The sequence below is a fragment of the Halomonas sp. TD01 genome (genome assembly GCF_923868895.1).
Taxonomy (GTDB): Bacteria; Pseudomonadota; Gammaproteobacteria; order Pseudomonadales; family Halomonadaceae; genus Vreelandella.
This window is the reverse complement of the sequence record NZ_OV350343.1, coordinates 417,333-429,370: the sequence shown is the minus strand read 5'-3', so window position 1 is coordinate 429,370 and position 12,038 is coordinate 417,333. Positions and strand designations below refer to the sequence as shown.

The window sequence follows — 12,038 nt, the reverse complement described above, 5'->3', positions numbered from 1 at the left end:
AGGTCTCACATGAAGGAGTCACCATGGCACCTAGCGTTTCAAGCCTGAAGAATCTTGACCTATCGCTGCTTGCTCAGCGGCTAGGAAGGCTGTGCCAACAGCTTGGGGTTGAAGTTTCCACGGCAGAGTCCTGCACGGGAGGCGGTATTGCCAGCGCAATTACCTCTGTGGCGGGAAGTTCAGCGTATTTTACGGCGGGCTATGTGACCTACTCCAATGCCGCTAAAACACGGATGCTGGATGTCCCCGAGGCGATTCTCGAAGCCCATGGCGCAGTCAGCGAGCAGGTAGTTAATGCAATGGTTAAAGGTGCTTGCTTAACAAGTGGTGCTAGCTTAGCCGTTGCAGTGAGTGGGGTGGCAGGCCCAGATGGAGGCAGTCAAGAGAAACCTGTTGGTACCGTATGGCTTTCTTGGGGTAATGCAGAAAGCCAGCAGGCAGCGTGCTTCCAATTTTACGGCGACCGGCAGGCGGTGCGCGAACAAGCCGTGCGTGAAGCGTTGGCTGGGTTGGTGGCACGATTGATGGCTCAGGCAAAAGACAGTGAAAAGAAATAAACATTAAATATAGTGCTGAGGATTTGTTTAGCCGCTAATCTTTGGCATACTACTGGCTAATTATACAGTTTGTAACGAGGAATTTCTGCATGGCTCAGGATGACAACCGCACCAAAGCGCTAAATGCTGCACTTAGCCAGATTGATCGCCAGTTTGGTAAAGGGACCGTTATGCGCCTTGGCGATGCACCGCGCGTGATAATGCCGTCTGTCTCCACCGGTTCATTGGGGCTTGATATTGCGCTAGGTATCGGCGGGCTGCCGTTTGGACGCGTATGCGAAATTTATGGCCCAGAATCATCAGGTAAAACGACCCTGACCCTATCAGTGATTGCGCAGGCGCAAAAACAGGGCAAGGTATGTGCGTTCGTCGATGCAGAACACGCCCTGGATCCAAGCTATGCAGAAAAACTTGGTGTTAATCTAGACGACCTGCTGGTGTCTCAGCCTGATACTGGCGAACAGGCGCTGGAAATTACCGATATGCTGGTGCGTTCCGGCGGTGTAGACGTGATCGTGATCGACTCCGTGGCTGCATTAACACCGCGTGCTGAAATCGAAGGTGAAATGGGCGACTCTCACGTTGGCCTTCAAGCGCGTTTAATGTCTCAAGCATTGCGTAAAATTACCGGTAATATTAAAAACGCCAACTGTTTAGTGGTGTTTATCAACCAGATTCGTATGAAGATCGGCGTGATGTTCGGTAGCCCTGAAACTACGACCGGCGGTAACGCGCTGAAATTCTACGCCAGTGTGCGTCTGGATATTCGCCGTACAGGCTCCGTAAAATCGGGTGATGAGGTCACGGGTAACGAAACTCGCGTGAAGGTAGTTAAAAACAAGGTGGCGCCGCCATTTCGTCAGGCCGAGTTCCAAATCCTCTACGGTAAGGGTATCTACCATGCGGGCGAGGTTATTGACTTGGGCGTGCAGTGCAGCTTGGTAGACAAAGCGGGCGCGTGGTACAGCTACAAAGGCAAAAAAATTGGTCAGGGTAAAGCGAATGCTGCGCAGTATTTAGAAGAGCATCCTGAGACCATGGAAGAGATTGAAGCGCAAATACGAGCGCAGCTACTTGCTCCGCCGGATGCGAAAAAAGAAGAAGCGCCTGTGGCTGATGTTGAAGCCGAGAGCGATGATGATTTGCTATAAGCTGCTTTGTGATACTGTTCTTTAAACCGTTGAGAGAACGCTATGTTTTCTTCCGGTGGTGAGTTAACACCGCGTGAAGTTGCGATTCAACTGCTGTCTCGGCGCGAGTACTCTCGCGCCGAGCTAGCGCGCAAGTTGCAGCAAAAATCTTTTCAGCCTAATGAGATTGCTGCTTGTCTGGACACTCTGGAAGAGCAGAATTTACAGTCCGATGAACGTTTTGCCGAAAGCTTTATACGTTCGCGGGTTTTTCGTGGGCAAGGGGTTATTCGCATTAAAGGTGAGCTGCGCCAGCGCGGCGTAGATCAAGAAACGTCAACGACGGCTTTTGCCACAGTAGAAGAGCACGAAGCCGTAGACTGGTTTGAGCTAGCTCGCGATACCTTGGCTCGGCGCTTTTCCTCGCCAGGTGATACGCCCAAAGAGCGTGCTAAACGCGAGCGTTTTCTCGCCACGCGTGGCTTTAATTTTGAGCAAATCCGCTACGCGTTGTCTTGCTTGTAATTCCCCCTATGTAAGCCTTTTCTGGTTGTTTTTTCGCCGTCTGTTTTAGTTCTGCCACTAACTGCGGCTTTAGTCGTTTGACAACTGCGTTATAATGCTCCCTTTGCGACCCCAGCGGGTGGCGGCGACAGCGCCCTGGGGCATCATGCTTTCTTGTCACGGATACCCTATGAAAAGCGCAGAGATCAGACAGGCCTTTTTATCTTTTTTTGAAAAGCAGGGGCATACTATTGTGCCCACCAGCTCTCTAGTGCCGGGTAATGACCCGACGCTGCTCTTCACCAATGCAGGCATGGTGCCCTTCAAAGACGTTTTCCTTGGCCGCGATCCGCGCCCCTATGTGCGCGCCACATCAGCCCAGCGTTGCGTGCGTGCTGGCGGTAAGCACAATGATCTAGATAATGTCGGCTATACCGCGCGTCACCATACGTTCTTTGAAATGCTGGGTAACTTTAGTTTTGGCGACTATTTTAAGCGTGAGGCCATTCGCTTTGCCTGGACGTTTTTGACAGAAACGTTGGGCCTGCCCAAAGAGAAGCTCTGGGTAACGGTGCATATCAGTGACGACGAAGCAGAGCGCATCTGGAAAGACGATATCGGCATTGACCCTGAGCGTTTTTCAAAGCTTGATGAAGATAACTTCTGGCAAATGGGAGACACCGGTCCTTGTGGCCCCAGCTCTGAAATCTTTTTTGATCATGGTCCTGAAGTATGGGGTGGCCCGCCTGGCAGCCCTGAAGAAGATGGCGATCGCTACATCGAAATCTGGAACCTCGTGTTCATGCAGTTCGACCGCGATGCTTCTGGAACATTGAATCCGCTGCCCAAGCCTTCCATTGATACGGGAATGGGCTTGGAGCGGGTGGCTGCCGTTATGCAGGGCGTTCACTCCAACTACGAGATTGATCTGTTCCAAAACCTGCTGAAAGCTGCTGCCGAAGCGACTGGCCATGGGGATACCACTACGCCGTCGCTACGCGTGATTGCCGACCATATCCGCTCTTGCGCTTTTTTGATTGCGGACGGCGTATTGCCCTCTAACGAAGGGCGTGGCTATGTGTTGCGTCGAATTATTCGCCGAGCGATCCGTCATGGGCACAAACTTGGCGCTTCCGAGCCGTTTTTCCACAAGCTGGTTGCGGCGCTGGATGCCGAAATGGGCGATGCCTACCCTGAGCTGCGTGAAGCGAGCGAACAAATTGCCCGCGTGCTGCTTAAGGAAGAAGAGCAGTTTGCGCGCACGCTGGATCACGGTATGGGTCTGCTGAATGCGGCGCTTGAAGAGCTTCAGGGTGATGTGCTGCCTGGCGAGACTGTCTTCAAGCTCTACGATACCTACGGTTTTCCCTTCGATCTGACCGCAGATGTTTGCCGCGAGCGCGAAGTTACATTGGACGAAGCTGGTTTTCAGCGTGAGTTAGAAGCGCAACGTGAGCGTGCTCGGGCGGCCAGCCAGTTTGGCGCGGATTACAGCGCTGCTATCAACCTGGAGGGTGAAACCCAGTTTACAGGTTACGAGCATCTGGCCGATCAGGCGACGGTAACGGCTATCGTGGATAGTGAAGGCAATGCCTTAGCTGCCTTGGAAGCTGGTCAGAAAGGCACCGTTGTGCTGGATCGTACGCCATTCTACGGTGAGTCGGGCGGCCAGGTGGGCGACACCGGCTACTTATACGTTGATGGCGCTCGCTTCCAGGTAACCGACACGCAGAAACAGAGTGGTCACCACCTTCACCAAGGCATTATGGTAGATGGCGCGCTCAGCGTAGGCGCGAATGTCCGAGGCGAGGTGGATGCCAGCTTGCGTGGCGCAACCATCCGCAATCACTCAGCGACTCACTTGCTACATAAAGCATTGCGGATGGTGCTGGGTGATCACGTCCAGCAGAAAGGCTCTCTGGTCAATGCTGAGCGCCTGCGCTTTGATTTTAGCCACTTCGAGCCGATGACTGCTGAGCAGATAGCGGAAGTAGAACGGCTAGTAAATGAGCAGATCTTGGCGAATGCGCCGACTAAAACAGAGCAGATGAGTCTGGAGGAAGCGAAAGCCAAAGGAGCCGCCGCATTGTTTGAGGCAAAATATGCCGATAACGTACGGGTGCTGACTATTGGTGCTGATGACTTCTCTATTGAGCTTTGTGGCGGTACCCATGTTAGTCGCAGCGGCGATATTGGCTGCTGTCATGTGATTAGCGAAGTGGGTATTGCTTCCGGTGTGCGTCGTATTGAAGCGATTACGGGTGAAAACGCGCTGGCTTATTTCCGCGAGCAGGAAGCCCGTGTTCAGCGGTTAGGTGAGCGCCTGAAAACCAAACCCGAGTTGGTAGAAGCGCGGGTTGAATCGCTGGTTGAGCGCAATCGCTCTTTGGAAAAAGAGCTTGAACAACTGAAAGCGAAGCTGGCAAGCGCTGCGGGCAGCGATATGCTTAGCCAAGTGCAAGAAATTAACGGTGTCAATTTACTGGTCACTCAGCTTGAAGGCGTTTCCGGTAAAGATTTGCGCGGCGTACTTGATCAGTTGAAAAACAAGCTTGGTTCAGGTGTCATCCTGCTTGGGGCTGCGGATACTGCAGCAGGTAAAGTGAGCTTGATTGCCGGGGTTACCCAAGACTTAGTCGGCCGCGTAAAAGCTGGTGAACTAGTCAACCATGTCGCTTCACAGGTGGGCGGTAAAGGTGGTGGCCGCCCCGATATGGCACAAGCGGGAGGAAGTCAACCTGACGCTTTGCCAGCTGCATTAGACAGCGTGCCAGCTTGGTTGAAAAATACGCTTAGCTAAATACAAAGGCCGGTGGCACTATCTGTGCTACCGGCCTTTTTGTTAAATAGTAATAACAACGCTCATTCTCCATTCCCGAACCTATAGGAAAAAACGGCATATGGCATTATACGTACAGAAGTTCGGCGGCACCTCGGTGGGCTCTGTCGACCGTATCAAGGCCGTGGCGGAAAAGGTTAAAGGCTTTCGCGATCAAGGTCACCAAGTTGTAGTAGTGGTGTCAGCGATGAGCGGAGAGACCAACCGCCTGACCGATATGGCAAACGCGATCAATGATGACCCAGCACCGCGCGAAATGGACATGCTGCTCTCTACCGGTGAGCAGGTGACTATTTCGCTGTTGGCAATGGCGCTTCAGCAAATTGGTGTTTCAGCCACTTCCCACACAGGTGCCCAGGTCGGTATTCATACCGATAGCGCCTATACCAAAGCGCGTATTCAGCGCATTGAAACCGATGACCTGAAGTCTGACCTTGATGAAGGCAAAGTAGTTGTAGTGGCTGGCTTTCAGGGCGTTGATGAAGACGGCAATATTACAACGCTTGGGCGTGGTGGTTCAGATACGACGGGTGTTGCGCTTGCCGCAGCGCTTGGGGCCGATGAGTGCCAGATTTATACCGATGTTGATGGTGTTTACACCACTGATCCCCGAGTGTGTTCCAAGGCTCAGCGTCTTGAGAGCATTACCGTGGAAGAAATGCTTGAGCTCGCAAGCCTAGGCTCCAAAGTGCTACAGATTCGCGCCGTCGAATTTGCTGGTAAGTACAACGTACCACTTCGCGTGCTGTCGAGCTTTGAAGAAGGCCCCGGCACCCTAATTGTTGCAGAAGCAGACCAAGACGAGGACTCTATGGAAGAACCGCTAATCTCCGGTATCGCGTTTACCAAAAACGAAGCCAAGTTGACCCTGTTGAACACGCCTGATGTACCTGGTGTGGCATCGCGTATTCTTGGTCCAATTGCAGACGCCAATATCGAAGTCGATATGATTGTACAAAACGTGGCGCCTGCCGGTGATTACACCGACTTCACTTTTACCGTTGCTAAAGGTGATTACAAAGCGACCAAGAAGTTGCTTGAAGAGACGGTAATTCCGGATCTAGGCGGTGGTGAACTGCGTGGTGATGATAATATTGCCAAAGTATCACTTGTGGGTGTTGGTATGCGCTCTCACGCAGGTGTTGCCTCTAAAATGTTCCGTGTTTTGGCCGATGAGAACGTTAATATCCGTATGGTTTCCACGTCGGAAATTAAAATTTCTGTGGTTATTGATGAAAAGCATATGGAACTTGCGGTTAACGCCTTGCATAAAGCATTCGGTTTAGATAAGTCTGATATCGAATCTGAATAACAATTGCGCGCTAAACCTTCTACGCTGAAGAGTACTTGCTGCCGTGTGGTGGTGAGCTTTCTTTCAACGGGAGGTTAAGGTGTCATAGGGGCTTGAGCCATTGGTGACGGCGACACCGTGCCGCATAATAGCCTGGTGTCGCTTCTAGCGGACACATCCCGTTGTATAAAACGTCTGAGAAGGAGATCAGCCATGCTCATCTTAACCCGCCGTGTCGGCGAAACACTGATGATAGGTGATGAAATCACCGTCACGGTGTTAGGTGTGAAAGGTAATCAAGTACGTATTGGTGTTAATGCGCCGAAAGACGTCGCGGTTCACCGTGAAGAGATCTATCAGCGCATCCAGCGCGAACGTAATAGCGAAAGTGAGTCTGAGTAGTTGTACGCCTATATCACGCCCATTAAAGGGCGTTTAAGGGGTAAGAGAGCAGGTCGGCGCGAAAAAAATCGGCATAGGGCTGGACACCAGTCATCATAATCGGTAACATTCGCGCCGTGCTGTTGAGGAGAGGTGGCCGAGTGGCTGAAGGCGCTCCCCTGCTAAGGGAGTATAGGGTTTATAGCCCTATCGAGGGTTCGAATCCCTCTCTCTCCGCCAACTGCATAAAGCAACATCAATTTGGATAAGCGCCCGTAGCTCAGCTGGATAGAGTACCTGACTACGAATCAGGGGGTCGGAGGTTCGAATCCTCCCGGGCGCGCCAGCTTGAATTAAGAAGTTATTGATGTTACTATGTTTTTTATCACGCAAGTGATGTTAAAAACTGTTAAGCGCCCGTAGCTCAGCTGGATAGAGTACCTGACTACGAATCAGGGGGTCGGAGGTTCGAATCCTCCCGGGCGCGCCAAATTCGAAAAACCCGCTTTCTACTGAAAGCGGGTTTTTCTTCTTTCTAGCCTGACCACAGTGGCTCGCGCTTTGGTCTTGCGATCGTTTAAAGCGCCCCCGCGCACAGCGGTAGGGCGCTTTTTTTTGATCTATATTTTTGATGTGGGTTTTTGATATAGATTTTTAGTTTTATCTGGTGCGGTAAAAACGATTTGCTTACGCAGGTTCGCAGTAAAGAGGTGCGTTGGGGGTCAGGTTGTTTAGTAGCGTATCAAGATCCGTAAGGCGTTTTAGGCGCTGAAAGTGTTGGTTCGCTTCGGCATTGCCTTGACGCATTTGTGCCAGCCACTGTTTGACTAGTGACACCACCACCCGCTCTGGTAAGTGCTGCCGCTGTAAATCAGCGTATTGTTTTAGCACGCTGGCGCGCATTGCCCAGGTGGTATCAGGTAGGCGCTCACCTGTACGCTGCCAGTGGCGTATACGAGCTGCAAGCCATGGGTCTGAGAGGGCGCTACGGCCAAGCATGACATCCTGGCAGCCTGAGAGGGTGCGAGCCTTCCAGTAGTCCTCTAGAGTCCAAATATCACCGTTTGCAACGACAGGCATCGACACGTGGTGGCGAACTTTGCCAATCCACTCCCAGTGCGCAGGCGGGCGATAACCTTCATCTCGCGTACGTCCGTGGACGACTAGCTGTGCAGCACCGCCAGCTTCTGTGGCCTGGGCGCAGGCCACTGCTAAGCGACGATCAGAAAAGCCAAGGCGGATTTTAGCTGTCACTGGGATTACGCCGTCTACGGCCTCGGCGACCGCTTTCACGGCGCGATAGACGCGTTCAGGCCGACGCAGTAGTGATGCGCCACCATCATGGCGGTTGACCAGTTTGGCTGGGCAGCCAAAGTTAAGATCAATGCTGATAGCGCCCAGCGAGAGCGCTTGTTGCGCATTGCTGGCTAGCGCCTCGGGGTCTGATCCCAGAAGCTGTAAATGCACGGGAACACCGCTAGGAGTGGCGACGCGACCTGCTGTCAGCTCGGGGCAATGTTTATAGAACACGCGAGGAGGGAGGCGTGCGTCAACCACCCTGACAAATTCTGTCACTGCCCAGTCAAACCCTGCCTGCTGAGTCAGTAGGTCACGCGTTAAGGCGTCGATGACACCTTCCATAGGCGCTAGGCCTATCCTGCCTTTATGTAGTAAATTAACAACCATGACTTCCACTATGGCGCGATTGCAATCTATCCTGGATATGGCAGGTTAGTGTATTAGCCTCACTGCGCCAAGCGCCTTTAGAGGCCGTTGGTGTGCCGATAAGCATTTGAAAGAGGGAGAATGCGGTATGCAAGAGTCAGAGTTGCTCCAAGAAGGGCTTTCCCTTATGGGGTTAGGTATGGGTTTTGTGTTTGTTTTTCTTACGATTTTGGTAATTAGCGTTACGCTGATGTCGAAATTGATTGGCCGTTTTCAGCCTGCCCCTGTAGCAGCGCCGAACGGTCGAAATAACGCAAAATCACCTGCACCGAAAGGCCAGGATGATGAAGTCATGGCAGTGATTAGTGCTGCAGTGCATCGTTATCGTTCTTCGCGCCGTAAATAAGACCCTAGTTTTGTAGCTATCCTACCGCTCCATTAATAATTTTTTTGTTAAATTTACTACAAATCCATAACGTAAAAACTGTGAGCCACGACCATGAATGAAACAAAACGTCCTCTGGGGATCACTGATGTTGTTCTTCGCGATGCCCATCAATCGCTGTTTGCCACTCGTATGCGTCTTGATGACATGCTGCCGATTGCCGAAAAACTCGACAACGTCGGCTATTGGTCATTAGAGACCTGGGGTGGGGCAACGTTTGATTCGTGCATTCGCTATTTGGGTGAAGACCCTTGGGAGCGTATTCGGGCATTAAAAGAGGCTATGCCGAATACACCTCAAGCGATGTTGTTGCGTGGCCAAAACTTATTAGGCTATCGCCACTACGCCGATGACGTGGTTGATAAGTTTGTTGAACGCGCCAAGACCAATGGGGTTGATGTGTTCCGCGTATTTGACGCGATGAACGACCCGCGCAATCTTGAGCGTGCCATCAAAGCGGTTCGCCAAGTAGGTGGACATGCACAAGGCACTATTTCCTATACGGTTAGCCCGGTACATACCCTGGATAGCTGGGTAGAGCTCGCTAAAACCATTGCCGCAATGGGGGCAGACTCGCTGGCTATCAAGGATATGGCGGGGCTCCTGACGCCTTATATCGCCTATGATCTTGTCTCGCGGCTGAAAAAAGAACTGTCTATTCCCGTTCACCTGCATTGTCATGCCACTACCGGTTTGTCGACCTCGACAATTTTGAAAGCCGTCGAAGCGGGGGTCGATAATGTCGATACCGCGATTTCTTCCATGTCCATGACTTACGGCCATAGCCCGACCGAATCTGTCGTGGCCATGCTCAAAGATACCGACCGCGATACCGGTCTTGACCTGGAATTGCTGGAAGATATCGCCAGTTATTTCCGTGAAGTGCGCAAAAAGTATGCGGCGTTCGAAGGTTCGTTGCGTGGCATTGATTCACGTATTCTGATCGCTCAGGTGCCTGGCGGCATGCTCACCAACATGGAAGGCCAGCTAAAAGAACAGGGTGCCGGTGATAAACTCGACGACGTGTTGAGTGAAATTCCTCGCGTACGTGAGGACCTTGGCTTTATTCCGCTGGTGACGCCAACTTCCCAGATTGTTGGTACTCAGGCAGTGATGAACGTCATGATGGGCGAGCGCTACAAGTCCATCTCCAAAGAAGTTCAGGCACTATTAAAAGGTGAATACGGCTCTGCGCCTGCGCCATTTAACGCAGAGCTGCAAAAACGCGTGCTCGAAGGCGGTGAACCGATCACCTGCCGCCCAGCAGATAACCTATCGCCAGAAATGGATAGGCTCGCTACCGAGCTTAAAGAGAAGGCCAGTGCAGACAGTATTCGTATTGCTGAGGGCGAACAGGAGATAGACGACGTACTAACGTATGCGCTGTTCCCGCAAATTGGTCTGAAATTCCTGAAAAACCGTGACAACCCGGATGCCTTTGAGCCCGTCCCCCAAGCGGCTGAGACGAAAAGCGCTAATGTACCGGCAAAAGCCGAAAGTAAAGCGCCTGTGGTCTCGAGTGGCCCGGAAACCTACACCGTTAAACTCAACGGAAAAGCGTTTGTGGTGGAAGTCTCAGAAGGAGGCGACATCGGTGAGGTGAAAGAGCAGGCCGCGGGTGCCTCAAAAGAGCCAGCGCCCAGCGCCGAGGTCGAAAGCAGCGGCGACAGTATTGATGCGCCACTGGCGGGCAATATCTTCAAGGTCAATGTGCGCCCAGGCGACCAAGTAGCGGAAGGCGATGTGGTGATAATTTTGGAAGCCATGAAAATGGAAACCGAAGTGCGCGCCAGCAGTGCCGGTACCGTATCGAAAGTTAACGTCAGCGAGGGTGACAGCGTCACCGTCGGCGATTCGCTGATCGAGCTTTAAGGGCATTCGGGAATGGATAAGTTAATCACCTTATGGGAAGGCTCGGGGCTTTATAACCTCGAACTTGGTCAGGCGGTCATGATTTTGGTAGGGCTGGGGCTGCTTTACCTTGCCATCTACAAGAAGTTTGAGCCGCTGCTGCTGGTGCCGATTGGGTTTGGCGGTATTCTTGCCAATATTCCTGAGGCGGGCTTGGCAATTTCAGCGCTTGATCAGGCGATTGAAGTAGCAAAACCCGCGGTACTTCAACAGATAGCCTCCGTACTGGGCGCCACCCTTGATCCATTAAGCGGTGTGGAAGCCTGGCGGGAGTCGCTAAAAGCGATTGCCCACGATGCTGCTGCCCCAGATCAGTTGCGCGCAGCGAAGGATATCGCCATGAACGTTGGTTATGGCGATGGCATGCTTTATAGCTTCTATAACGTAGCGATTGCCTCCGGCATTGCCCCGCTGATTATCTTTATGGGCGTGGGGGCAATGACCGACTTCGGCCCATTATTGGCTAACCCGCGCACGCTCTTTTTAGGGGCGGCTGCTCAGTTTGGTATTTTTGCCACGCTGTTTGGTGCTGTTGCACTGTCGTCGATAGGGGTGATGGACTTTTCCCTTAATCAGGCTGCGGCAATTGGTATTATCGGTGGTGCTGACGGCCCGACGTCTATTTACGTATCGAGCGTGTTAGCCCCTGAATTGCTTGGCGCTATTGCAGTGGCGGCGTACGCCTACATGGCGCTTGTACCACTGATTCAGCCGCCGATCATGCGCCTGCTGACCACTCAAAAAGAGCGTCAAATTAAGATGACGCAGCTGCGGCCGGTATCCAAGCTGGAAAAGGTTGTTTTCCCGCTAGTGTTGTTGATTCTGGTCGCACTTTTCTTGCCTGATGCAGCGCCTCTGTTAGGGATGTTCTGCTTTGGTAATTTGATGCGTGAGTGTGGTGTGGTTGAGCGCTTATCGGATACTGCGCAAAACGCGCTGATCAATATCGTGACGATTATCCTAGGGCTATCGGTAGGCTCAAAGCTGATGGCAGAAAGCTTTCTGACGTTTGAGACGCTGGGCATCTTAGGCCTGGGTATTGTGGCGTTCGGTATTGGCACGGCTGCAGGCGTATTGATGGCCAAGCTGATGAACCTAGTCAGCAAAATGCCGATTAACCCGCTGATTGGTGCTGCTGGTGTTTCGGCGGTGCCGATGGCCGCGCGAGTGGCTAATAAGGTTGGCTTGGAGTCGAACCCGCATAACTTCCTGCTGATGCATGCCATGGGCCCCAATGTGGCAGGTGTTATTGGTTCTGCTGTCGCGGCGGGTGTGATGATTAAATATTTAGGCTAATACACGCTAGTAGTGCTAT

At 52.3% G+C, this 12,038-nt stretch carries 10 protein-coding genes and 3 tRNA genes; 12 read left to right on the top strand and 1 reads right to left on the bottom strand.

Features of this window, described 5'->3' with window-relative positions:
- Nucleotides 1-23: 23 nt before the first annotated feature.
- The 9 genes from L1X57_RS02070 (at nt 24) to L1X57_RS02030 (ending at nt 7,192) form a co-directional block, all read left to right on the top strand.
- On the top strand, nt 24-557 hold the full coding sequence (locus L1X57_RS02070) for a CinA family protein (RefSeq protein WP_009722192.1): 534 nt from the start codon (nt 24-26) through the stop codon (nt 555-557).
- Nucleotides 558-646: 89 nt separating this feature from the next.
- Entirely contained in the window at nt 647-1,708 is a 1,062-nt protein-coding gene (gene recA, locus L1X57_RS02065; RefSeq protein WP_009722193.1) for a recombinase RecA, read from the top strand.
- Between the two features lie 42 nt (nt 1,709-1,750).
- Entirely contained in the window at nt 1,751-2,212 is a 462-nt protein-coding gene (locus tag L1X57_RS02060; RefSeq protein WP_009722194.1) for a regulatory protein RecX, read from the top strand.
- Nucleotides 2,213-2,381: 169 nt separating this feature from the next.
- The gene (gene alaS, locus L1X57_RS02055) at nt 2,382-4,991 is read left to right on the top strand and encodes an alanine--tRNA ligase (RefSeq protein WP_009722195.1); all 2,610 of its coding nucleotides are present in this window, start codon (nt 2,382-2,384) and stop codon (nt 4,989-4,991) included.
- A gap of 100 nt (nt 4,992-5,091) precedes the next feature.
- A complete protein-coding gene (locus tag L1X57_RS02050; RefSeq protein WP_009722196.1) occupies nt 5,092-6,342 on the top strand; it encodes an aspartate kinase in 1,251 nt (416 codons plus the stop codon).
- Between the two features lie 192 nt (nt 6,343-6,534).
- Nucleotides 6,535-6,723: a carbon storage regulator CsrA gene (gene csrA / locus L1X57_RS02045; protein ID WP_009722197.1), complete on the top strand. Its 189-nt coding sequence runs from the start codon at nt 6,535-6,537 to the stop codon at nt 6,721-6,723.
- Between the two features lie 126 nt (nt 6,724-6,849).
- A tRNA-Ser gene (locus L1X57_RS02040) sits at nt 6,850-6,942 on the top strand.
- 29 nt (nt 6,943-6,971) lie between these two features.
- A tRNA-Arg gene (locus L1X57_RS02035) sits at nt 6,972-7,048 on the top strand.
- A 67-nt stretch (nt 7,049-7,115) separates the two neighbouring features.
- A tRNA-Arg gene (locus L1X57_RS02030) sits at nt 7,116-7,192 on the top strand.
- A gap of 197 nt (nt 7,193-7,389) precedes the next feature.
- On the opposite strand, the gene L1X57_RS02025 is transcribed toward L1X57_RS02030, so the two are convergent.
- A complete protein-coding gene (locus L1X57_RS02025; protein ID WP_234667884.1) occupies nt 7,390-8,388 on the bottom strand; it encodes a tRNA dihydrouridine synthase in 999 nt (332 codons plus the stop codon).
- Nucleotides 8,389-8,515: 127 nt separating this feature from the next.
- On the opposite strand from L1X57_RS02025, the gene L1X57_RS02020 reads away from it, so the two are divergent.
- From L1X57_RS02020 to L1X57_RS02010, 3 genes are all read left to right on the top strand, one after another.
- Nucleotides 8,516-8,773: an OadG family protein gene (locus L1X57_RS02020; RefSeq protein WP_009722199.1), complete on the top strand. Its 258-nt coding sequence runs from the start codon at nt 8,516-8,518 to the stop codon at nt 8,771-8,773.
- Nucleotides 8,774-8,866: 93 nt separating this feature from the next.
- The gene (gene oadA, locus L1X57_RS02015) at nt 8,867-10,684 is read left to right on the top strand and encodes a sodium-extruding oxaloacetate decarboxylase subunit alpha (RefSeq protein WP_009722200.1); all 1,818 of its coding nucleotides are present in this window, start codon (nt 8,867-8,869) and stop codon (nt 10,682-10,684) included.
- 12 nt (nt 10,685-10,696) lie between these two features.
- Nucleotides 10,697-12,019: a sodium ion-translocating decarboxylase subunit beta gene (locus tag L1X57_RS02010; protein WP_009722201.1), complete on the top strand. Its 1,323-nt coding sequence runs from the start codon at nt 10,697-10,699 to the stop codon at nt 12,017-12,019.
- Nucleotides 12,020-12,038: the final 19 nt, after the last annotated feature.

Excerpts from the sequence above, each read along its gene's own strand:
- L1X57_RS02070 (WP_009722192.1), top strand. The coding sequence starts at position 24 with ATGGCACCTAGCGTTTCAAGCCTGAAGAATCTTGACCTATCGCTGCTT.
- recA (WP_009722193.1), top strand. The coding sequence starts at position 647 with ATGGCTCAGGATGACAACCGCACCAAAGCGCTAAATGCTGCACTTAGC.
- L1X57_RS02060 (WP_009722194.1), top strand. The coding sequence starts at position 1,751 with ATGTTTTCTTCCGGTGGTGAGTTAACACCGCGTGAAGTTGCGATTCAA.
- alaS (WP_009722195.1), top strand. The coding sequence starts at position 2,382 with ATGAAAAGCGCAGAGATCAGACAGGCCTTTTTATCTTTTTTTGAAAAG.
- L1X57_RS02050 (WP_009722196.1), top strand. The coding sequence starts at position 5,092 with ATGGCATTATACGTACAGAAGTTCGGCGGCACCTCGGTGGGCTCTGTC.
- csrA (WP_009722197.1), top strand. The coding sequence starts at position 6,535 with ATGCTCATCTTAACCCGCCGTGTCGGCGAAACACTGATGATAGGTGAT.
- L1X57_RS02025 (WP_234667884.1), bottom strand. The coding sequence starts at position 8,388 with ATGGTTGTTAATTTACTACATAAAGGCAGGATAGGCCTAGCGCCTATG.
- L1X57_RS02020 (WP_009722199.1), top strand. The coding sequence starts at position 8,516 with ATGCAAGAGTCAGAGTTGCTCCAAGAAGGGCTTTCCCTTATGGGGTTA.
- oadA (WP_009722200.1), top strand. The coding sequence starts at position 8,867 with ATGAATGAAACAAAACGTCCTCTGGGGATCACTGATGTTGTTCTTCGC.
- L1X57_RS02010 (WP_009722201.1), top strand. The coding sequence starts at position 10,697 with ATGGATAAGTTAATCACCTTATGGGAAGGCTCGGGGCTTTATAACCTC.